Raw genomic sequence first — 22,194 nt, forward strand, 5'->3', positions numbered from 1 at the left:
ATCGACCGAACTCGGCGAACACGGCGCAACCGGAAGAACCGTTACCTCGACCGGTCTCGGCGGTCCGGGGGTGCCGGCGCCGTCCGAAGACACGGCGCCGGCAGGTGGCGCTAGGACTGAAGTCACATTAGAGTGTGAGGGGTCAACGCGCACGGGCGCACAGTCAACCAGAATCAGAAAGAGGCGATGATGCCCAAATACGTATACCGCTTCAGCGAGGGCGACAAGGACCAGAAGGACCTCCTGGGTGGTAAAGGGGCCAACCTCGCCGAGATGACCCGACTCGGCCTGCCGGTGCCGCCCGGCTTCACCATCACCACCGATGCCTGCCGTGCCTACCTGCGCGACGGCGTCGTCCCCGATGAGCTAGCCGTCCAGGTGACCACCGCCTTGCGACAGGTCGAGGAGGAGCTTGGTCGCCAGCTGGGCGCCGCGCAGGACCCGCTACTGGTCTCGGTGCGCTCCGGGGCGAAGTTCTCCATGCCCGGCATGATGGAGACCGTCTTGAACATCGGCCTCAATGACGTATCCGTCCGGGGGCTGGCAGCCGCCTCTGATGACGAGCGTTTCGCCTGGGACTCCTACCGGCGCCTGATCCAGATGTTCGGCAAGACCGTTCTGGACATCGACGGCGACCTGTTCTCCGAGGCCTTGGACGCCAAGAAGGCCGCCCGCGACGTCAAGCTCGACTATGAGCTGGACGTGGATGCTCTCAAGGAACTGGTCGAGGAGTACAAGGCAATCGTCGCCGAGCACGCCGGCATCGACTTCCCGCAGGACCCGCGCGCCCAGCTGGACATGGCCACCGAGGCCGTCTTCCGTTCCTGGAACACAGAGCGCGCGCACATCTACCGGCGTCGCGAGAAGATCCCGCACGACCTGGGCACCGCCGTGAATGTGTGCACCATGGTCTTCGGCAACATGGGGCAGACCTCCGGCACGGGCGTGTGCTTCACCCGCGACCCCTCCACCGGGCGCAGCGGTGTTTACGGCGACTACCTGGTCAACGCCCAGGGTGAGGACGTCGTCGCTGGCATCCGCAACACTCTGTCGCTGGCGGACCTGGAGCGCTTGGATAAAACCAGTTACGACGAGCTTCGCGCCGCCATGCGCCGCCTGGAGACCCACTACCGCGACCTGTGCGACATCGAATTCACCATCGAGCGCGGCAAGCTTTGGCTGCTGCAGACCCGCGTGGGCAAGCGCACCGCAGCGGCCGCCTTCCGCGTGGCCACCCAGTTGGTGGACGAGAAGCTCATCACCATGGACGAGGCCCTCACCCGCGTCACTGGCGACCAGCTGAACCAGTTGATGTTCCCGCAGTTCGGGGACGACGCCGGCCGGGACCTGATCACCCGCGCCATGCCCGCCTCGCCGGGCGCCGCCGTCGGCCACATCGCCTTCGACAACGCCGAGGCCATCGCCCGCGCCGAGGCCGGGGAGTCCGTCATCCTGGTGCGCCGCGAGACCAACCCCGACGACCTGCCCGGCATGGTCGCCGCCGTCGGCGTGCTTACCGCCCGCGGTGGGAAGACCTCACACGCCGCCGTCGTCGCCCGCGGCATGGGCAAGACCTGCGTGTGCGGCGCCGAGGCCCTGGAGGTCGACGCCGCCGCCCGCACCGTGCGCGTAGCCGGGAGGGAGGCGCCGCTGACCAGCGACGACGTGATCGCCATTGATGGCACCACCGGTGAGGTGTTCCTGGGGGAGGTCGCCGTGGTCGACTCCCCAGTGATGACCTACCTGCGCCGCGGCCTGGACGCGGCACTGGCCGCCGCTGGCGACGACGACTCCCGCGACCTGGTCACCAGCGTGGACCGCATCATGCAACGGGCTGACGAGGTGCGCCGACTGCAGGTGCGCGCCAACGCCGACAACCCCGACGACGCCCGCCACGCCATCCACCGCGGCGCCCAGGGTGTGGGCCTGTGCCGCACCGAGCACATGTTCCTCGGTGAGCGCAAGCAGTATGTGCAGAACCTGATCCTCGCCGCCGACGACGCCGAGCGGGAGGCCGCCCTGGCCGCTCTGCTGCCGCTGCAGAAGAGCGACTTCGTGCAGATGCTTGAGACGATGGATGGCAAACCCATGACGGTGCGCCTGATCGACCCGCCTCTACATGAGTTCCTGCCCGACCTGACCGAGCTGAGCGTCAAGGTTGCGGTTGACCGTGAGCGCGGCACCCTGGACCCTGCCGACGAGCAGCTGCTCGCCGTGGTGCGCCGCAACCACGAGGCCAACCCGATGCTCGGCTTGCGCGGCGTGCGCCTGTTGCTGACCCTGCCGGGCCTGATTGAGCTGCAGGTGCGGGCGATCGCCGAGGCCGCCGTCGAGCGTCTAAAGGCTGGTGGCGACCCGCGTCCGGAGGTGATGATTCCGCTGATTGGCTCGGTGCGCGAGTTGCAGCTGGCTCGGGAACGTGCGGAGGCGGTTCTGGCGGAGGTGTCGGCCGAGTCCGGATTCGAGCTGAACTTCCCGATCGGCTGCATGATTGAGCTGCCGCGGGCGGCTGTGACCGCCGCACACGTGGCCGAGGAGGCGGACTTCTTCTCCTTCGGCACGAACGATCTGACCCAGACCACCTGGGGCTTCTCCCGCGACGACGTGGAGTCCTCCTTCGTGGGCCGTTACATTGAGGCCGGTATCTTTGGCACCTCCCCGTTTGAGTCGATTGACGTCGACGGCGTGGGCGGCATGGTGCAGCTGGGCGTCGACGGCGGCCGGTCGACTAAGCCGGGCATGAAGATGGGCGTGTGCGGTGAGCATGGCGGTGATCCCGAGTCGATCGCCTTCTTCCACCGGGTAGGCCTGGACTATGTGTCCTGCTCGCCCTTCCGCGTGCCGGTGGCGCGTCTGGAGGCGGGCCGGGCGGCGGTGCTGGCGCCGGCCGAGTGACGCCGACGGCGAGGCGCTGGCCTGCCATCGACGTAAAGCGCTGACGGTGCCGGCGGGGCGCTACCCATTGGGTGCTACCCGGCGGGTGCGCTGGCTGGTTCCCCGGCGTGCGTGCTGGCGGATTCTCCGGCTGGTTCCCCGGCTGGCCGGCGTCTGCTGCGAGCCTTTGTGCTCTGATACGAGCTTTGCACCCTGGTGTGCGGCGATTTCCCGCACACCAGGGTGCAAAAGCTCGAGGTAGGCGCCTGTGAGGGTCCCGTGGGGGTGTACCCGGCGTCCGCTCCGGTGCATCAGGCGATCTGGGGTGAACAGCCCGGTCGACTCACATTCGCTGCGGCGAGGTGATGGCGTCGCTATGTCGGGAGTCAGCCAACCAGGGGATGGTGCGACTTGCCCAAGAAGGAAAGCTTCAAGAGCTGAAGGAATACGTATACAGCAAGAACCGTGAGATCAACCTCGTGGATCCGTATGCATGCACCTTTAATGGCTCTTCCGGTTTGAGGGTGTGTTTGCTTGTGCGCTCCGGGTGACGATTCGGCGGTTCACCCCGGCGCTTGGGTGCTTCGCACGGCGGTTCGTCGTAAAGGATGACGGTTGGTCACTTGGCATCAGCGCTCGGGCACTTCCCACGACGGTGCGTGCCTGTAGGTGCCGATCGGTCGCAACAGGTGATGGACCGTTACCCGGCACAGGCCAGTGAACACGTGAAGCGCCTGCGCCCCCAGGCGGCGGTGTATGCGCCCACACCCCTAAACACGAACAGCCGTTATATCGACCGAACTCGGTGGTTATTTCTACCGAACTCGATGGTTATATCTGCCGAACTCGATGGTTATTTCTACCGAACTCGGCGAACACAGTTTGAACCGTATGAGCCGCTTTGCGCGGCCCATACGCGCTGCCAGGGCCCGTCAGCCCCTGCCGCCGCCTTGCAGGCTCTGACAGAATCGGCGCATGACCAGCGCTGATACCGGCGTCGCCCCCACCACGCGGGGCCCGCGCGGCACCTCCAGAACCCGCCGTGCCACCGGCACCCACGCCATGGACATCCGGGTTCCCGACACCCGCGCCGCCGACCCTGCCTCCCCGGTGGGTCCGGCCGCCTCCCCGGTGGGTCCGCTTTCCTCCCCGATGGGCCCGCCCGCCCTGCGCGAGCTTGCCGAAGCGCTGCGTGAGCGGATGGGACGCGTCGTCGTCGGCAAGACCGAGGCGATCGACACCCTCCTGGCCACCTTCCTGGCCGGCGGCCACCTTCTGATCGAGGACGTGCCCGGCGTCGCCAAGACCACCCTGGCCCTGGCGCTCGCCCGCTGCCTGGACCTGAGCTCGGCCCGCATCCAGTTCACCGCCGACCTGCTCCCCGCCGACGTCACCGGCGTGAGCGTCTACGACCAGGCCACCCGCGAGTTCCGCTTCCACCCCGGACCGGTCTTCGCCGGCGTCGTCGTTGCCGATGAGATCAACCGGGCCACCCCGCGTACCCAGTCCGCCCTGCTGGAGGCTATGGGGGAGGGGCAGGTCAGTGTCGAGGGCCGCGCCCTGCCCCTGCCCGACCCGTTCATCGTCGTCGCCACCCAGAACCCCCTGGAGATGGAGGGCACCTTCGCCCTGCCGGAGGCTCAGCGCGACCGTTTCATGACCCGCATGACCATGGGTTATCCCGACGCCGATGCCGAGGCGGCGCTGCTGCTGGCCCGGGGCGCCGCCGACCCCCTGGCCGACCTCGCCCCCATAGCCTCCGAGCCGGACGCCCGCGCGGCCCGCGCCGCAGTAGCCGCCCTGCACCTGGATCCGGCCGTTGCCCGCTACATAGTTGCCCTGGTCTCGGCGACTCGCGACAACGCGGCCATCGCCCTGGGTGCCAGTCCCCGTGCCGGCCTCCACCTGGCCGCTGTGGCCCGTGCCCGGGCGGCCATGGCGGGTCGTGGCTTCGTCTCCCCCGACGACGTCGCCCGCGCCGGCGTCGACGTGCTCGCCCACCGGCTCATCCCGGCCGGACACCACGCCTCCGCGGCCGATGCGCTCGCCGCCTCCACCCGCGCCCTGCGGCACATCATCGCGGATATGCCCGTGCCGACGGGTGAGTGAGCCGATGCCGGCGGATGCGGATGGCGCCCGGCCGCGGTTACCCGGACCCGACCGCCCCGGCGGGCGGAGCCGACGCCGACCGATTCCTTGGGCGGCGCCGTCGACAACCGGCTGCCAGGTCCTCGCCTTGGCGCTGGTACTGCTGGTGGGTGGTGGCGGAACCGGGCTGACGCTGCTGCGGAACCTGGGAGTCCTCCTGACCGCACTGGCCGGAGCGTCCCTGGTAGCGGCCTGGCTGGAGGCAGTCGCCGCCCGGCCGCAACCGCGGCTGACCCGGCCCGACGACGTCCAGGTTGGCGGGGAGGCGATCTGGCAGCTGGCCGTCAACGCTCGACTGCCCCGGTGGGTTCCCCTGTGGGTGACTTGGCGCGTCACCGGCGCCCGATTCACGATTCCGGTTGTCGACGGCGGCTGTGCGATCTCCTATCGTCCGCCCCGACGCGGACGCCTGGCCGCCGGGGCGGAGGTGCTCACCTGCTACGACCCGCTCGGGCTGGCGCGCGCCCGCATTCCCCTGCGCGTTGACGGCGACCTGCTGGTCCTGCCCCGGCCACTGCCGCCGCCACAGGAAGCGATCGTCGCCGACGCCGGTGTGACCCATGACGCCGCTACAGGCGCCCGGGCGCGGCACGGTAGCGGCAGCGGCGGACAGGCGCGATCCGGTGAGCTGCGCGACTACCGACCCGGAGACTGGCTGGGATCCATCCACTGGCGGCAGTCCGCGCGCGTGGACCGGCTGCTGGTGGTCGACCGGGAGCAGGAGAACCGCCGTCCGCGCCGCCTGCGACTCGACGTGCGCGCCGCGGCCTATACGCCGGACCCCGACCAGCCGGACAGTGCCGCGGCCGCCTTTGAAGACGCCGTGAGTCGTGCCGCCGGGGTGATTGAGGCCTGGGCGCGTGCCGGACACGACGTCGAACTGCACCTGGGGGCCGAACACCACCGCGCCACCGCGGCGCACGCCATCGCCCTGATGCGGCGCCTGGCCACGGTGGAGACGGCTCCGCCACAGGACACCGACCCCGCCACCGGCGCCGATGGTGCGCCCGGGCCCGGCACCTCCGGTCCGCAGGACGACAGGCCCGCCCGGATGACGCAGCGCGACGCCGATGTCACCATCACCGGTGTCGCTGCCGACCCGCGGCCCCAGCCCAGGCCTGGGGCGGTAGTGCTGATTGCCGACGCCGCTACCGGCGTTGACCCGGAACCCGCCCCGGATGCGCCATCAGCCGCCTCACAGCCGCCTTCAACCGCCCCGGAACCCGCCCCGGAACCCGCCCCGGAACCCGTCCCGGACCGCGACCGGGAACCAGCTCCACGGGCGGCGCCCTCCGCCCGGCCGCACCCCCGCAGCGCTCGCTGGCAGCCATTGGCCGCCGCACTGATCGTCGTCGGCCTATGGCACCTGGCCGCCACGGCGCTATCACCATTGCTGACCCCCGCGCCCTGGGCCGCCCTGGGCCTGGCCACCGCCGCCACCACCCTGCTTATTCCCGCCCTGGTGCGCGCCGCCTGGCCGCACCGGGCCGGGCTCGGCTGCGTCCTGGGCCTGGTCGGCGGAACCGCAGTGGTGTGGTGGTGCTGGCGCGGCACCGGCCAGGTGGAGGCCTGGCTCGCCGCCCCCATGAGCCAGTTGCAAGCCGTCGGCACTCTGCTGCGCAATGGCGTCGCCCCACTCGCCACCGGCGGCGTGCTCGGCTTCACCCTGTGCCTGTTCACGCTCCTGCTGGCCTGGGCGGCCGCACTGATGAGCGCCGGCGGCGGCGACCGCAGCGGCGCCACCGGGCTGGCCCCGGCCGCCGCACTGCTGGCTCCCGGCATCGTCCTGGGGCAGCACCCCGAAGACACCGTGGTGTTGGCCGCCGGTGCCGGTGTGCTCGCACTCATCCTCACCGCGGCTCCCTCACCCGGCAGGGGGCGTGTGCGCCGACGGCGCGGCGAGCACAGGCAGCAGGACCGCAGCGCCCGGGGTGTCGCGGTGCGTGCCGGCGTCGCCGCCCTGACGCGTGTGGCCGGGTCGCTGGCCGGTGTGGCGGCGGTGACCGCCCTGGCGGTGGGCCTGACCGGCGTCGCCCTGTCCCTGGCGCCGGCCGTGCCGGTACGGGCGTGGAGCTGGAACCTCAGCGGCGCAAGTCCGGTGGGGGGCCCGGTGCCGGACACCACGCTGACACTGGGGCAGGACCTGGTGCGCGGGTCGGCGGCCACAGCCTTCGAGTACAGCACCGATTCGGTGGCGCCGGGAACCTCCATGCGCTTCACCCTGGCCGTCATCCGTGATCTGGACGGCGACACCTGGGAACCCCTGGACGAACCCGGAGCCACGGGCGTCGGCGCCCTGGCAGCGCCGGCCGGCGCCGACACGCTTACGGCCGGGGCGGCACTCACTGCGGCAGGGGTAACCGCCGCTGAGGTGCTCTCCGGTGGCGCCGACCTGCCCCGGATTTACCTGCGCATCAGGAACCTCTCCTCCCCGCGCCCGCCGCTGGCCCAGTCGACGGTCCTGGTGGTGGACGGGGCCGGGGAGGAGTCGCCGGACCTTTCGCAGTGGGCGTGGGTGCCCGGCACCTCAACCGTCCTCACCCGGGGTGCGGACATCGTCGGCGGGGATGACTACACGATCCTGGGTTGGAATGCGGTTGCCGGTGCGGACGGCGTCCCGCAGGTCTTCCCTCCCTACGCGGCCGCCGCGGCCGAGCCCGCCGCCCTGGCCGCCTACACTGATACGCCCGAGGGCATCGAGATGATCGCGGCCGCCGCCGGGGAGGTGGTCGAGGCCGCCGGGCTCGGCGACGACGCGGACCCGGTCGCCCGGGCCGCCGCACTGAATGCCTGGTTCCACACCGGTGACTTTGTGTACGACGAGACCGCGCCGGGCGGTTTCGGTGCGGGCGTCCAGACGCCCGTGGCTACAATCAACGACTTCCTCGCCGAACGGCGCGGTTACTGCATCCACTACGCCGCCTCCTTCACTGTCATGGCCCGCAGCCTGGGCCTGCCCACCCGCATCGCCATCGGCTACGCATCCCGGGCCGGCGATGCGACCACATCCGTATCCGGCCGGGACCTGCACGCCTGGCCTGAGGTCTGGTTCGACGGCGTCGGCTGGGTGGCTTTCGAGCCGACCCCCGGCGGCGCCGGGCAACGCGCCAACACCGGGGCGCAGCCGCAGCCCGCACCCACCGCGGGGGAGTCCGCAGACGCTACGGCCACGGCCGGGGACACCAACGCCTCCGCCACCGCCACGCCCGTGAACGCGGCGCCGGGGCCCGACGCGGGTATTGACGTCCAGTCCGGCGGTAGACCGGGACGTCGGGCGGTGTGGCCGATGGGGGCGGGAGCCGTGGCGCTGGCGCTCGCCGGACCCGCCCTGGTGCGTGTGCGACGGCGCCGACGTCGATTCGCACGCATTAGCGACGGCGCCCGACCCGCCGCGGCTGCCTGGGAGGAACTGCGCGACACCGCCGTCGATCTGGGCTTATGGGAGCCCGCGGGCCGGGCCCGCGGACATTGCGGACTCGGCGGAGACACGGCCCGGGCTGCCCGGGGCGGGCATGGTGCCGGGGGCGGGCCGCGTGCGCGCACGCATGAGGCGCTGGCCGAACACCTGGCCGCCACCCCCGGGCTGGAGGAGTCGCCCCGGGCCGCGCTGGTGGAGGTGGCCGACGCCGTCGTCGCCGAATCCTTCGCGCACCATGGGCGACAAAACCCCGACGGTGGCACCAATGGCGGTGGTGACCGCCGGCGGCTGGCCCGGCTGGCGCGCGCCGCTTCAGCAGGCCTGATGCGGACGACGTCATCGCCCCGCCGCCTGCGGGCCGTACTCCTGCCCGCGAGCCTGTGGCGCCGTCGGCGGTGACGCGCCCGCCGTATGCCGGGGCCTTCGTGACCTGAGGAGCCCGGGGCGTCACACCCTGACGCGCAGCACCCCCCCAACTCAGAATGCCCGGGAACCGGGGTGTGCAGACGCCCACACGAGTGCGATGTTCCGCTCTACGCATGAGAGGATGGTCCAGCACAGTGCGCTACCCGTCGGGGCGGTCAGCGCCGGACAGGAAGGCACACCAAGATGGCGCTCTTTGACCTCAAGGACGACCGACTTCAGCCCGCGGCTGTCGGTAGGCCCGCCACCGACGCGGACCGCACTGCCGTTCAGGCAGCCGTACGCCGACAGATCTCTGAGGTGCTGCGCCGCCCCCTCCTGGCCATCTACTGGGACCAGATCGTTGGAGGTGACGCCCTGACCGCGTTGGATGCATCTGGGCAGGTCATCACCATTGAGGTGCTTGACGTGCTCGACTCCACCGCGTTGCTGCTGGCCATGGCGCGCACCACCGACGCCGCCCGCACCAGCCGTGATCAGCTCGCCTCCCGCTACCCGGGCGGAGCGCCCGCCTTCGAGCGCGACTGGGGCGATTTCCACGGCATCATGCCCGCCCGGGTCGAACCCGGGCCGCGCCTGACCATCCTGGCCGGCACCATTGCCGACGACGTGCGCACATGCGTCGGCATGATCGCCGACTCCGGGGTGGAGGTGCATGAACTGCAGGTCCGCTCCACCGAGGACGGGCGCGCCATGGCATCCGTGGAGCTGCTGCGCTCCGATGCACTCGTTCAAGCTCTGGACTCCGGGCGCTTCGCGACCTCCGCCACCTCCGTGGCGTCAGCGGAGGACTTCTCACTCCCGGCGGAGGCCGTAACGCCCACCGCGGCGGTGGCGCAGCCGCCCGGCCCGCGCGCCGCCGCCCCGGCGGCCTCGGCGTCGTCCGGTCCCGCCAGCGGACACCGGATGGACGGGGTGGTGCTCGGCGCCGAACCCACCGTTCCCGCGGGTGAGGACTCGGCCAGGGCGTTGGCAGCGATCGCGCGCACCCTGGACACCCCTGCTACGCTGATATGGCTGCGCAGACGCCGTGGCATAGACCACCGCGCGACTCTGGCCGCCGACGGCACCATCACCCTCGCCGACGGCACCACCCACCGTGATCCCTCGGCGGCCGCCAACGCCGCGCAGCACACCCAGGACATCGACGGCTGGCGTGTGTGGCGCGTGGGCGTGGGCGGTCCGAGCCTGCGCGACCTGCTGAGCACCGTGACCACCGCGGGCGGCGGCAGGCGCGTCTCCCGGCGCGCCGCCCGGCAGTAAGCGGGCTTACTGCGCGGTCAAGCGCCGGTTCCCCGGGGCAGGCGCCGCGAGCTCAGGTGAGCACATAGGCGCGCAGCCAGCGGCGCAGCGCCGAATAGACCTGCTCGCGCACGGGCGGAGCGGACAGGACCACGTCGTGTACGGCGTCGTCGAAACGGGCCACCGTGACCAGCTTGCCCAGGCCGATGGCGCGGCGGGCGGTGGCGTCGGCGTCCACAACCGTGTCGGTGCTGCGCGAGTCCGCGGTCCAGGTGACGCTCAAATGGCTGCGAGCGGCCCCCAGCGACAAAACCGGGCAGCGCACGTCCAGGCCGGCCGCCACCCGCGCCTGACCGGCCAGGATAGCCAGCAGCCAGCCGGGGCGAATGGGAGCCGAGGGCACCATCTTCCAGCGGCGGTCCACGTTCCAGCCGGTGACATAGGGGTCGCCCTCCCAGGCGGGATCGGGCAGGGCACCGTCGCGCTCGGTGTCCCAGCCGTCAACAATGCTGCGCAGGCTCTCGGGCGGGTAGGCGGGCACCGGAATCACCATGCGCGGGTCGCGGCGGGCCAGGGTGCGTAGCACCGGCCGCCCCACGAGCCGCACCGGTTCGGCGCCCTGAATCGCCAACCAGGCGGAGTTGAGCACCAGGGCGGTGACGGCGCCCGGGTGACGGTCCGCCCACAGCGCCGCCACCAGGCCGCCGGTGGAGTGGCCATATAGGACGGTTGGGGTCCGCCACCCCTCGGCGGCACGAATGGTCGCCAGGGCCAGGCCGATTTCCTCATCGTAGTCGGTCAGCGAGGTGACCCAGCCGGCCATCTGTCCCGCGCGCAGTGACCGTCCGTAGCGGCGCAGGTCCAGGGCGTAGAAGGCACCGCCCATGCGGGAGATCTCGCGGGCCAGGTCGGTGTGGAAGAAGTAGTCGTTCCACCCGTGCAGGAACAGGAAGGCGAAGCGCGGGGTCGTCGGGGTGCCGGGCAGGGCCTGCGGGTCCAGCACCGGCACGTGGTGGACCAAGGTGGCAACGGCGTCGTCGTCTTCGGCGTCCGGCAGCAGGCGCAGGGTGCGGGCACGGAAACCTGGCCCGAGCACATCCTGCCCCCAGGCGTCGACCGGGGCCACTTCTACGGGGGCGGCGGCCGGGCTGTTTGCGGGGGCGGCGGCCGGGCTGTCTGCGGGGGCGGCGGCCGGGCTGTTTGCGGGGGCGGCGCCGCTTACGGGATCTGTGGGGACGTTCACCGGCTCGGCTCGTCCTCGGTGAGGAAGGTGCGCAGGGCGGCGTCCATCTGCTCGGCCTCGATCAGGAAGCCATCGTGTCCATGCAGTGAACGGATGGTGGTGCGCCGGGCGGCGGGGATGCCGTCGACCAGCTCCTCGGCCTGCGCGGGCAGGAACAGGCGGTCGGAGTCGACGTCGACCACCAGCGTGCGGGCTGTCACCGCGCCCAGGGCCGCCCGGATGCCGCCGCGGCCAGCGCCGACGTCGTGAACCATCATGGAGTGGTTGACGATCAGGTAGGTGTTGGCGTCGAAGCGGGCCAGCAGCTTGCCGGCGTGATGATCCAGGTAGGACTCGATCTGATAGCGGCCGCCGACCGCCGGATCCTCCTGGCCCTGATGGGCACGACCGAAGCGGGTGTCCAGCTCTTCGGCGGAACGGTAGGTGGTGTGGGCGATGGCGCGGGCCAGGCCGAGCCCACGCACTGGTCCGATGCGGTGGTTGTAGTAGTCGCCGTCGAAAAAGTACGGGTCGGAGACGATCGCCAGCTCCTGCAGGTGGCACCAGGCGAGTTGGTCGGCGGTGGTGCAGGCGCCGGTGGCCACCAGGGCCAGGTTGCGTACACGCTCGGGGTGCATCACGCCCCACTCCAGAGCGCGGTGTCCGCCCAGGGAGGCACCGATGACCAGGTGGAAGGCGTCAATGCCGAGGGCGTCCGCCAGGCGCGACTCGGCGCGCACGGCGTCGCGGGTGGTCAACCACGGGAAGCGTGAGCCCCAGGGACGCCCGTCCGGCGCCGTCGACGAGGGGCCGGTGGATCCTTGGCAGCCGCCTAGAATGTTTGCGGCCACCACGTAGTAGCGGTCAGTGTCGATGGCGCGGCCGGGGCCGACCAGCGTGTCCCACCAGCCGGCGGTCGGGTGGCCGGGGCCGGCCTCGCCGGTGACGTGGGAGTCGCCGGTCAGGGCGTGCAGCACCAGGACGGCGTTGTCGCGTGCGGGGCTCAGCCGGCCCCAGGTCTCGAAAGCGAGGTGGGTCTCCGGCAATATCTCGCCGGAATCTAGGGGCAGGTCGCCGATCTCCAGGAAGTGTCGGCGCCCCGGGTCGTCACCTGGCCGCCAGGCACCCGTAGGGGAGCCCGCCGAGCGGTCGACGAGTTTGAGGGTCGCCGTGCCGACCCCCGGCACCTGTGAAATGGGCGCGGTCATGGCCGTCATGGTAGCCGGGGCGGCTGTAAGCGGGCGAGGTCCGGACGTGGGGTCGGTGGTGATGGTGTACCTGCGTGGAGTCGCTGCGGATCGCATTGCCGTCACCTGTTGCCGCTCTGAATCGGCGCTTCGGCTTGAGGACGTGGTTCGTGTGGGTGTTGCGGGTGGTGGATGTCGTCCCGGCCAGCTGCCGTACCGACCGGCTGCGGGCCCGGGCGGCTGCCGGCCTCGTACTTGGACCGGGCTACTGCGCTTGGACCGTCTGAGAGTGCGTTTCAGGTGGTCCAACGGCAACGGCAGGTAGGTAGTCCATCCGCAGCCAGGTGCTCCAACGGCAGCCAGGCGGTCCAGTGGTGGGCGAAGTGGCGTAGTAGGTGCACCCAGGGGTCCGGCACCAACAGGTAGGGCATTATGGGCCAGCGGCGCCTGTGTGGCCGAGGCCGTGGGGCTGGTGGTGTTGGTGGCCGGGCTCAGGTTGCAGCCATCCCGGGCGGCAGCCGCCTTGAGTGGCGCTCCAGTCGTCCCGAACACCTGGCCACCTGGCCCAACACTTCACCACTAGCCCAATCCACCAGGGGGTCGGCAAAGTCGGTGTCTGGGTTGGGGGTTGTTAGGGGTTTTCGGCGTGTTGGTGGGGGTGCGGCGCGACCCGCCGGTGAGGATATGTGGTGCTAAATCAACATCATCACGGAAGGTCGCGCCGCTGTGTCATCATCCACCACTCCTGCCTTGTCGCGCCAGCCCCTGACAGGGGTGTTCGCCACTGTCCCGGACCCGCGCCGATCACGCGGGTCCGGGACACCCTTGAACACTCCGATCAGGGGCTGGCGCGACAAGGGGGCGGTGGGGGATGATGACACAGCGGCGCGACCTTCCAAGACAATGGCTTTTTCGAACACCTCCATCGTCTCCGGAAGATCGCGCCGCACCCCCACCAACACGCCGAAAACCCCTAACAACCCCCAACCCAGACACCGACTTTGCCGACCCCCTGAGGTCATGGCGATCCTGCGCAACCTGGCCATAAGCCTGATCCGCACCACCTACGACGACCCCACCACCACCGGCATCGCCTCAGCCAACCGGGCCATGACACGAAGACCCACCAAAGCCATCAAACTCCTAACAACTCCATGACCACCCAACGACTTTGCCGAGCCCCTGCCCAATCCACGAACCCCTGACCGAAGCACGGCACTAACCGCCCCTCAAACCGCAAAAGCCACGCAACTTCGACCGATCTCGGTGGTTATTTCGACCGAACTCGGTGGTTATTTCGACCGAACTCGGTGGTTATTTCGACCGATCTCGGTGGTGGCGGCGAGGCCCCGCGCGAGGTCGGCGATGATGTCCTCGACGTGCTCGATGCCGATGCTCAGGCGCACCGTTCCGGCGCTGATGCCGGCGCGGGCGAGCTCGTCATCGGACAGCTGGGAGTGCGTTGTGGTGGCCGGGTGCACCGCCAGTGAGCGGACGTCGCCGATATTGGCCAGGTTGGAGAATAGTCCGAGGGCGTCGATGAAGGCCGCTCCCGCCTCACGGCCGCCGGCCAGGTCGAAGGCGAAGACACTGCCGGCGCCCCGCGGGCAGTACTTACGGTGCAGCTGGTAGTAGGGGCTGGACTCCAGCCCGGAGTAGCGCACCTCGGCCACTTCGGGCTGGCCCTCGAGCCACTTCGCCACGGCGAGTGCGTTATCCACATGCCGCTCCATGCGCAGCGAGAGTGTCTCGACTCCCTGAGCGATCAGGAAGGACTCAGTCGGGCTGGCGGCGAAGCCGAGGTCGCGTTGGCCGGCGGTGTGGGCCCGCAGGATGAAGGCCATGTTGCCCAGCGGGCTGTCCACGCCCAGGTCACGCGCATAGACCAGACCGTTATAGGACGGGTCGGGGGTGTTGAAGTCCGGGAAACGTTCGGGCTGGGAGGCGAAGTCGAAGTTGCCGGAGTCGACGATCACACCCATGACGGTGGAGCCGTGGCCGCCGAGGAACTTGGTGGCGGCGTGCACCACAATGTCCGCTCCCCACTCGAAGGGGCGGATCAGATAGGGCGAGGCGACGGTGTTGTCCACCACCAGCGGGATGCCCAGCGCATGCGCGGCCTGCGCGATCGCCTCGATGTCGAGGATGTCGCCCTTGGGGTTGGGAATGGACTCGCCGAAGAAGCAGATGGTGCGCTCATCGGCCTGCGCCGTCCAGGCGGCCGGATCGGCCGGGTCGGAGACGAAACGGGTCTCAATCCCCAGTTTGGGCAGGGCGTGCTTGAGCTGGTTGACGGTGCCGCCGTACAGGGAGGGCGAGGCGACGATGTTGCTGCCCTGCCCACCCAGGGTGGTGAAGGTCAAGGCCTGCGCGGCCATGCCGGAGGAGACCAGGTGGGCGCCGATGCCGCCTTCCAGTGCGGCGATGCGGCGGGCGACGATCTGGTTGGTGGGATTGTCCAGCCGCGTGTAGATCGGGCCGAGTGACTTCAGGGCGAAGCGGTCGGCGGCCTCCTGGGCGTCGGGGAAGACGAAGGACGTGGACTGGTAGATCGGAATGGCGCGGGCACCGGTGTCGGAGTCGGGGGTGTGGCCGGCCTGCACCTGCATGGTCTCGAAGTGCCAGCCGGTCGGGTCGGCGGGGGAGGGGATGTGCACCGGGGTGTCGGACGGGGCGTCAGCCATGAGAACTCCTTGGATCGGTGATGGATCTTGAGAGGCAGCCGGGAGGCGATGGGCCGGTTGGCGCGTGGGTAGAACGCTACCGCAGCATGAGATGTGACAAACAGCACACAGTATGGACGTGTGTCGTAGATCCGCTTGATTCTGGGGTTTGTGGTACGTGGGCGTGCTCGTGAGACTGTTGTGACTTATGATGTAACTGTTCTTCTTGAGGATATTGGTGGGTAAGGTTCAGGAGATACACGGGTGCGTCGGTCAAGGAGGCGCGCCGGAACATCTACGGAGAACTTGTGAGCACGACCAATCGCATGCGCCAAGCCCGCACCGCCCGGCGCGTCGGCGCCATAGCCGCTGCACTCGCTCTTGCGGTCACGCTCTCTCCGGCGGCGGCGTCCGATGAGGTGACTCAGGAAGACATCGACCAGTCCAGGTCCGCCGAGCAGACCACGCAGACCTCCATCGCCGAACTCGAAGCCGAGTTGGCGCAGCTGAGTGCGAATACCAGTGCCGCCGAACTTGCGGCCGCGGTGGCCAATGAGGACTACCTGACCGCGCTCGACGAGCTTGACGCCGCCACCACCGATGCGGACAACGCCCAGGAGGCCGCCGACGCGGCCGCCGCGGACACCCGCGAGGCCCGCGCCGATCTGGGCGCCATCGTCGCTGAGACCTATGAGGAGGGCAGTGGCGGCACCTTGGATGTGCTGGCCCCATACCTGTCCGGCCAGTCCCTCGGTGATGTCACCGATGTGAGTGTGGCCCTGGAGCGCGCGGGGGAGAACACCGACTCTCAGTTGCAGAACGTCGAGGCCCTCCAGGCGGTTGCCGACACGATGCAGTCCATCGCCGACACCAAGCTGGAGGACAAGCAGGACGCGGCCGATGACGCCGCCGACGCCAAGGCCGATGCCGAGGCCGCCGCCACGGCCGCGCAGGCGGCGCAGACCTCGGCGCAGACCGAGCGCGCCAACCTGATCGCTCAGCTGGCCGAGCAGCGCAACACCACCGTCGAATTGGAAACCGCCTACCAGGAGCGGTTGGAGGCGGACCGAAAGGCGCAGGAGGAGGCCGCCGCCAAGGAGGAGGTCGATCAGGTCGGGGGCGATCCCGCCGAACCGGCCCAGCCGGAGGCGCCCGCCGAGTCCTCCGAGCCCGACTCCTCAGAGTCCCCGGCCGAGCCGACCGAGGATCCCTCCGCGTCGGCCCCGAGCCGGTCAGAGCAGTCCGACGACGCCGGCCCCTCCGACGACGCCGACTCGGAATCGGGCTCGTCCTCCTCTCAGGACTCCTCATCGGGCTCCTCCGGCGGGAGTTCCTCGGGCGGTTCCTCCCAGCAGCAGACCACGACCGCCCCGTCAACGTCCACGAGTTCCACTTCCAAGGCACAGGCGGCCATCGCCGGAGCCAAGGCGCAGTTGGGCATCCCCTACGTGTGGGGCGGGGAGTCGGACTCGGGCGTGGACTGCTCGGGCATGGTCATGCGCGCATACCACAATGCCGGGGTGTACCTGACGCACTCCTCACGCGTGCAGTACGGGCAGGGAGACAAGATCCCCCTGAGCCAGGCGCAGCCCGGCGACCTGCTGTTCTGGTCCTCCAACGGCACCCAGCCCGGCATCTACCACGTGGCCATGTATCTGGGGGACGGCATGCTGATCGACGCCAATGCCGGTCGCGGCGTGACCATCCGCGCCGTCTGGTACTACCAGATCATGCCCTACGCCGTGCGCCCCTGAGGGCCGACCGGCCCGGATAGCTCGTGGCCGCAGGTACCCGATGTGGTGCCTGCGGCCACCGCGCATATGGAGCGGTCCGGTTGGCTCAGTGCCCCTCGCGGGCCCTGCGGGCGGCCTCACGCTCGTAGGACTGGCGGATCTCCGCCTCAGCCTCCTCACGGCCGACCCAGTGGGCGCCCTCCACGCTCTTGCCCGGCTCGAGGTCCTTGTACACCTCGAAGAAGTGCTGGATCTCCAGGCGGTGGAACTCCGAGACGTCCTCGATGTCGGTGCGCCAGGAGGCGCGCTGATCACCCGCGGGCACGCACAGGACCTTGTCGTCTCCGCCCTTCTCATCGCGCATACGGAACATTCCCAGGGCGCGGCAGCGGATCAGGCAGCCGGGGAAGGTGGGTTCCTCCAGCAGGACCAGCGCGTCGAGCGGGTCCCCGTCCTCGCCCAGGGTGTCGTCGATGAACCCGTAATCGTCCGGGTAGCGGGTAGAGGTGAACAGCATCCGGTCCAGTTTTATGCGCCCGGTGGTGTGGTCGAGCTCGTACTTGTTGCGGTTCCCCTTGGGGATCTCGATCGTCACATCGAATTCCACGGCTGTCTCCGTTCCTGGCGTTGTCGGCTGTTGTTGACGCCCCGGGGCCGAGCGGCCGGGCCGACGGCGGGTGTAGCCCGGCCCGCATGCGGGTCGTCGACCGGCCCGTGACACGACGGAGACGACGTCGCGCCGGGAGGGCCGGTCCCTTTGGCACTAGTGTGGACTATGACGGCGCATCCGGAGGGGAAAGCCGTGCGGCCCGCCGCGGATGCGGCCGCAACTCCCCGGGCGCCGCAGCATCCGAACCGACCGGGAGGAGCCGTGCATAAGGCCCAGATCGCAGCCCTGACGGCTGCCACGCTCGTCGTCGTCGGCGCCTATTACGGCCTGGCCGACGCCCTCGATCTGGTGCCCGGCGTGCTGACCGCCTCGCCGGCCGACTACGCCGTCCAGCCCTTCCCGACCGTCTCCGCCGCCGCGAAACAGCCCGACGCCGCCCCCGGGTTGGCCGAGGCGCCCGTGCCCGACGCCGCCGAGCTCAACGTCCTGGCGCGCACGCTGGCCGGCGATGAGCGCGTCGGCGAGGCCACCACCGGCGTGTCGATTGTGGATGTGGCCAGTGGCCGGGAGCTGGTAGACCATGGCGCCGGCTCCCCCTTGACTCCCGCCTCCTCCAACAAGGTGCCGGTGGCTTGGGCGGCGCTGTCCCTGATGGGCGCGGACCACAGGTTGCAGACCACCGCCGTCCTGGAGGGCACCACCCTGACCCTGGTGGGTGGCGGAGACGTGTTGCTGGCCGCCGACGCCGGCGATCCCGATACCACTGTGGGCCGCGCCGGCCTGGGTGATCTGGCCCGTGCCGCCGCCAAGCAGCTTCAGGAGCGCGGCGTGACCAGCGTGAATGTGGCCCTGGACGACACCCTGTTCACGGGCCCCACCTGGAACGACGCCTGGGTGGAGGGCAACGAGTCCTGGGTCGCCCCAATCCAGCCGCTGATGGTTGACGTGACCGCCTACGCCTCCGGCGGGTATCCGGCAGACCCCGCCCTGGAGGCCGCCCAGGTATTCGCCGACCGCCTGCGTGAGGCCGGGATCGAGGTGACCGGCACCGTCACCCGCGCCGCCGCCGGCGGGGGTGCCACGCAGGTCGCCGCCGTCAGCTCGGCCCCGCTGGCCGACATCCTGTCGGTGTCGCTGAAGGAGTCCGACAACACCATGACGGAGGTTGAGGGACGCCTGGTGGCCCTGGCCGCCGGTGAGGAGGCCGACTTCGCTGGAGCGACCCGGGCGGTGCTGGGCCGCCTGCGGGACGACGGCTTTGACACCAGCGGCGTCATCATGCGCGACGCCAGCGGGCTGGCGCTGGGCAATAAGGTGCCGGCCGGGCTGCTAGCCCAGATCATCGCCCGGGCGGCGGGGGACGACGGCGGCACCACCGGCCGCAGCCTCATGACCGCGCTGCCGGTGGGCGGCCTGGATGGCACGCTTGATGACCGCTTTGTGGGCGTCTCCGGTGCGGGAACCGTGCGTGCCAAAACCGGTTCGCTGGACACGGTCGCCTCCCTGACCGGCACCGTGGTCACCGCCGACGGGCGCCTGCTGGCCTTCAGTGTGATTGTGGACGGCTTTGCCGAGGGCGGACTGTACTCGGCCCGGCTGGCCATAGACGACGACCTGGTCTCCCCGCTGGCCGACTGCGGCTGCGGGGGCTGAACGGTGAGTGAGTTGCGTGGCGGGCCGGTTGACTTCGCCGCCTCCCGCGGGGATGTGCGCGGGCGTGCCGGCTCCGATGGTGCGGCAACCGGGAGCAGCGCCGCCGACGGCGTCGACTGGGACGCTGCGCTGGGGCTGGCGCGGCTGGCGACACCGGCCGGGCCGCGCGTGCCCCGGGCGGTGGGCCGCGGTGTTGTCGCCCTGCTGCGCCGCAGCGCCGAGGACGCCTTGCCCTGGGCGGCGCAGATCACCGGACTGACCCGGGCGGGACGACTGGCCGCGGATGTCTCCGGCGTGCTGGTGGTGGACCGGGCGGGCCTGCAGCGGGCCAATGCCGCCTTCCTGCGCGAACTCATGGGACGGGTGCCGGAGCCGGCGCACGCCCGTTTGGGGCCGTCGGCGGCCATCGGCCGCGGCACGGCCGGCCTTGCCGTGGCCGGCCTGCTCGGATTGGTGTCGACCCGGGTGCTGGGGCAGGTACTGCCGGGCGAGACGGGGCCCGGAGGCGAGAGCGCTCCCCCGGGGTCGGCGGCGAACACCGCTGCGGGGGCGCGGACGGCCGCACCCCGCATGTTGCTGGTGGCGCCCAATGTGCTGGACTTCCAGCGCCGATGGGACCTGGACCGGTTGGATTTGTCCGCCTGGGTGACGCTGCACGAGGCGGCACATGTGCTCCAGTTGACCGAGGCCCATTGGCTGGCCGAACACCTGGCGGTGCAGGTGACCGGCATCGCGCAGGCGCTGGTGCGCCGGCCGGCGGCGGGCGGGCCGGGCGGCCTGGAACTTCTGGCCCGGGCGTGGCGCGCCGGGGCGTCGGCTCCCGCGGGTGTGCCTTCCCCTCTGCTGACCGAACGCCTCGGGGTCGCCGAACGGGAGCGGCTGGCCGCCGTCGCCGCCACCATGGCGCTGTTGGAGGGTCATGCCGAGGCGGTGCTCGACGCCGTCCAGCCCAGCCGTATGCCTTCGGTGCACCGGCTGCGGGCCGTGCTGGGGCGTTCTCCCAACGGCGCCGCGGGCACGATGCTGGAGCGGCTGGTGGGGGTGGAGGCCAAGCGGGCCCAGTACGTGGATGGGGCGGCTTTTGTGCGCGCCGTGGTTGGCCGGGTGGGTCATGCGGGGCTGAACGTGGTGTGGCGGAGGGCGGAGAACCTGCCCCGGCCCGCGGAGATCTCCCGACCGGAGGTCTGGATCGAACGGATGGGTCTGTAACGCTTCGGATCGCCGGGCGTCGGGCGGGGCAGGTGTGAAAGGATTTCGGTGGGGCCGGAGGCTGCGCGTCGACCCGACGCTGCCCTGGCCGCCAAGTGCTTGGACGCTCAGTGGACAACCGGGAGGCGCACAAATGGATGCCGCGGACATGGGACAGGACCTGCAGCAGGTGCTCATCACCGAGGAGGAGATCAACCAGCGCCTGGAGGAGATGGCCGCCCAGATCGACGCCGACTACGCCGGCCGCGATCTGCTGCTGGTGGGTGTGCTCAAGGGGGCCGTCTACGTGATGGCCGATTTGTCGCGCCGCCTGCACCGCTCGGTGCCGATGGACTGGATGGCGGTGTCCTCCTACGGCTCGGGCACCAAGTCCAGCGGTGTGGTGCGCATTCTAAAGGATTTGGATGCCGATGTGACCGGCAGGCACGTGCTGGTGGTGGAGGACATTATCGATTCGGGCCTGACCCTGTCCTGGCTGCTGGGCAATTTGTCCAGTCGGGGTGCGGCCAGCGTGGAGATCGCCGCCCTGCTGCGCAAGCCGGAGGCCGCCAAGGTGGAGGTGGATGTCAAATACGTCGGCTTCGACATTCCCACCGAGTTCGTGGTCGGCTACGGACTGGATTATGCGGAGAAGTACCGCAACCTGTCGTTCATCGGCACATTGCGCCCGGAGGTCTACGGGGGCTGAGCGGCAGTCCGGCCATCAGCAGGCGGGGTCAGGGATGACGTCTATGACCCCCATGCCGTAGGAGGTGTGCGAGCCGACGTTGGTGTATCGCGCCAGGGCCATGAGCTGGGAGAAGACGGCCGTGGCCGGGGCACCGGTGGGGCCGCAGATCCGCAGGCGGCCGGCGCGGGCGGGGATGTGCCGATCGGCCAATCGGCCGCGGCCGTCACTCCGGGGCATGCCCAGGCCGACGGTGACGGCGTGGGTGCGGTCTTCGATGGCCAGGAGCCGCTGGAGTTCTGTGTGCCCGGGGAGGGTGGGGGCCGTATGCGGGGACCAACGGAGCCAACGGCTGTGCAAACTGGTAGCCAGGGAGGTGGGGGTGATGTCCAGGCCGTGGCGGCCGCGTGTGGTGAATACGGTGGGGGATAGCAGTTGGATATTCCAGGCGGTGGCGGTGTCCTGAAGGCTCAGTTCCTCCCAGGAGGACTGTTGGAGGACCTGGGCTTCCAGGGCAGCGGCAAGGACCGTGCGCTGGGCGCCGTCGCCGATGGGCAGAACACCGCCCCAGGCGAGCCAGGCGTCGAGGGTGTCTAGGAGACGGTCGTTCAGGAAGCGCAGTTCCATGCCGATCGTGCCGGGAGATTCGTCCAGCTGGCCCAGACAGTAGGGTTTGGGCCCGGGGGCGTCATGCGATGGTCGGTGCGCGAGGCCGGGCAGGCGTTGGGCGCGGGCGGGGGACAGGCCGGCGGGCAAGTCCAGTACATGGCCCCAGGCGGCGTGGAGGCGCCGCGGCGTGGCGCGTACGGGGGCATCGACATCGAAACGGATGTAAACGGTGGCGGGCAAGGGCGGCTGCCTCTCCTTGGATCAGTGCGTGCGTCACGGCGCTGTGTTGCGGCGGTGTGGTCACGGCATGCCGCACCGGGTACATCCTGGCACCGATCGGGCTGCGACGTGGCGGTGTTGGGAAACTCTTCCCGGGGTTTGGGCCGATGAGCGCGGGTGGGTGAGTGCAAGGCGGAGGGGATTAGTGGCTCTCCCGGTCTGAGGCGCCTTCGCCGAGTTCGGTCGATATAACCATCGAGTTCGGTCGGTATAACCATCGAGTTCGGTTGGTGGGGTTGGCGGGGCGGGGGGAGTGT

Annotated in this window: 14 protein-coding genes; 9 read left to right on the forward strand and 5 right to left on the reverse strand. The window is 70.3% G+C overall.

The genetic code is table 11. The features are described 5' to 3' along the window. Window positions 1-189 precede the first annotated feature (189 nt). The 4 genes from ppdK (at window position 190) to CWT10_RS01960 (ending at window position 10,126) form a co-directional block, all read left to right on the forward strand. Complete coding sequence (gene ppdK, locus CWT10_RS01945; protein ID WP_103063708.1) at window positions 190-2,895, forward strand: pyruvate, phosphate dikinase; 2,706 nt, start codon at window positions 190-192, stop codon at window positions 2,893-2,895. Between the two features lie 954 nt (window positions 2,896-3,849). Next, on the forward strand, window positions 3,850-4,983 hold the full coding sequence (locus CWT10_RS01950; RefSeq protein WP_233188242.1) for an AAA family ATPase: 1,134 nt from the start codon (window positions 3,850-3,852) through the stop codon (window positions 4,981-4,983). A gap of 127 nt (window positions 4,984-5,110) precedes the next feature. Next, window positions 5,111-8,839, forward strand: a complete 3,729-nt coding sequence (locus CWT10_RS01955) for a transglutaminaseTgpA domain-containing protein (protein ID WP_128683231.1) — start codon at window positions 5,111-5,113, stop codon at window positions 8,837-8,839. 210 nt (window positions 8,840-9,049) lie between these two features. Beyond that, window positions 9,050-10,126: a restriction system modified-DNA reader domain-containing protein gene (locus CWT10_RS01960; protein ID WP_103063706.1), complete on the forward strand. Its 1,077-nt coding sequence runs from the start codon at window positions 9,050-9,052 to the stop codon at window positions 10,124-10,126. A gap of 52 nt (window positions 10,127-10,178) precedes the next feature. On the opposite strand, the gene CWT10_RS01965 is transcribed toward CWT10_RS01960, so the two are convergent. Together CWT10_RS01965 and metX are read right to left on the reverse strand one after the other, a co-directional pair. After that, the gene (locus tag CWT10_RS01965; protein WP_233188251.1) at window positions 10,179-11,231 is read right to left on the reverse strand and encodes an alpha/beta hydrolase; all 1,053 of its coding nucleotides are present in this window, start codon (window positions 11,229-11,231) and stop codon (window positions 10,179-10,181) included. A gap of 113 nt (window positions 11,232-11,344) precedes the next feature. Then, window positions 11,345-12,544: a homoserine O-acetyltransferase MetX gene (metX, locus tag CWT10_RS01970; RefSeq protein WP_103063771.1), complete on the reverse strand. Its 1,200-nt coding sequence runs from the start codon at window positions 12,542-12,544 to the stop codon at window positions 11,345-11,347. Between the two features lie 990 nt (window positions 12,545-13,534). On the opposite strand from metX, the gene CWT10_RS16720 reads away from it, so the two are divergent. Further along, complete coding sequence (locus CWT10_RS16720; RefSeq protein ID WP_158247585.1) at window positions 13,535-13,672, forward strand: hypothetical protein; 138 nt, start codon at window positions 13,535-13,537, stop codon at window positions 13,670-13,672. Window positions 13,673-13,806: 134 nt separating this feature from the next. Here the strand turns inward: CWT10_RS16720 and CWT10_RS01975 are convergent, their stop codons facing one another. Next, entirely contained in the window at window positions 13,807-15,198 is a 1,392-nt protein-coding gene (locus CWT10_RS01975; protein ID WP_103061972.1) for an O-acetylhomoserine aminocarboxypropyltransferase/cysteine synthase family protein, read from the reverse strand. A gap of 287 nt (window positions 15,199-15,485) precedes the next feature. Between CWT10_RS01975 and CWT10_RS01980 the strand changes: the two genes are divergently transcribed. Then, on the forward strand, window positions 15,486-16,931 hold the full coding sequence (locus CWT10_RS01980) for a C40 family peptidase (RefSeq protein WP_233188006.1): 1,446 nt from the start codon (window positions 15,486-15,488) through the stop codon (window positions 16,929-16,931). Between the two features lie 85 nt (window positions 16,932-17,016). Here the strand turns inward: CWT10_RS01980 and CWT10_RS01985 are convergent, their stop codons facing one another. Continuing rightward, on the reverse strand, window positions 17,017-17,517 hold the full coding sequence (locus tag CWT10_RS01985) for an inorganic diphosphatase (RefSeq protein WP_103061971.1): 501 nt from the start codon (window positions 17,515-17,517) through the stop codon (window positions 17,017-17,019). 264 nt (window positions 17,518-17,781) lie between these two features. On the opposite strand from CWT10_RS01985, the gene dacB reads away from it, so the two are divergent. The 3 genes from dacB (at window position 17,782) to hpt (ending at window position 21,070) form a co-directional block, all read left to right on the forward strand. Further along, on the forward strand, window positions 17,782-19,173 hold the full coding sequence (gene dacB, locus CWT10_RS01990; RefSeq protein ID WP_103061970.1) for a D-alanyl-D-alanine carboxypeptidase/D-alanyl-D-alanine endopeptidase: 1,392 nt from the start codon (window positions 17,782-17,784) through the stop codon (window positions 19,171-19,173). 3 nt (window positions 19,174-19,176) lie between these two features. Beyond that, on the forward strand, window positions 19,177-20,382 hold the full coding sequence (locus CWT10_RS01995) for a zinc-dependent metalloprotease (protein ID WP_233188005.1): 1,206 nt from the start codon (window positions 19,177-19,179) through the stop codon (window positions 20,380-20,382). Between the two features lie 133 nt (window positions 20,383-20,515). Continuing rightward, the gene (gene hpt / locus CWT10_RS02000) at window positions 20,516-21,070 is read left to right on the forward strand and encodes a hypoxanthine phosphoribosyltransferase (RefSeq protein WP_103061968.1); all 555 of its coding nucleotides are present in this window, start codon (window positions 20,516-20,518) and stop codon (window positions 21,068-21,070) included. A 15-nt stretch (window positions 21,071-21,085) separates the two neighbouring features. Here the strand turns inward: hpt and cas6 are convergent, their stop codons facing one another. Continuing rightward, a complete protein-coding gene (cas6, locus tag CWT10_RS02005) occupies window positions 21,086-21,898 on the reverse strand; it encodes a CRISPR system precrRNA processing endoribonuclease RAMP protein Cas6 (protein ID WP_103061967.1) in 813 nt (270 codons plus the stop codon). Window positions 21,899-22,194: the final 296 nt, after the last annotated feature.

The organism is Actinomyces qiguomingii (assembly GCF_004102025.1).
GTDB lineage: Bacteria > Actinomycetota > Actinomycetes > Actinomycetales > Actinomycetaceae > Actinomyces > Actinomyces qiguomingii.

Bases quoted from the DNA above. Each gene is read 5' to 3' on its own strand.
- CWT10_RS01975 (WP_103061972.1), bottom strand. From the start codon at position 15,198: ATGGCTGACGCCCCGTCCGACACCCCGGTGCACATCCCCTCCCCCGCC.
- CWT10_RS01960 (WP_103063706.1), top strand. From the start codon at position 9,050: ATGGCGCTCTTTGACCTCAAGGACGACCGACTTCAGCCCGCGGCTGTC.
- CWT10_RS16720 (WP_158247585.1), top strand. From the start codon at position 13,535: ATGGCGATCCTGCGCAACCTGGCCATAAGCCTGATCCGCACCACCTAC.
- ppdK (WP_103063708.1), top strand. From the start codon at position 190: ATGCCCAAATACGTATACCGCTTCAGCGAGGGCGACAAGGACCAGAAG.
- CWT10_RS01950 (WP_233188242.1), top strand. From the start codon at position 3,850: ATGACCAGCGCTGATACCGGCGTCGCCCCCACCACGCGGGGCCCGCGC.
- hpt (WP_103061968.1), top strand. From the start codon at position 20,516: ATGGATGCCGCGGACATGGGACAGGACCTGCAGCAGGTGCTCATCACC.
- metX (WP_103063771.1), bottom strand. From the start codon at position 12,544: ATGACGGCCATGACCGCGCCCATTTCACAGGTGCCGGGGGTCGGCACG.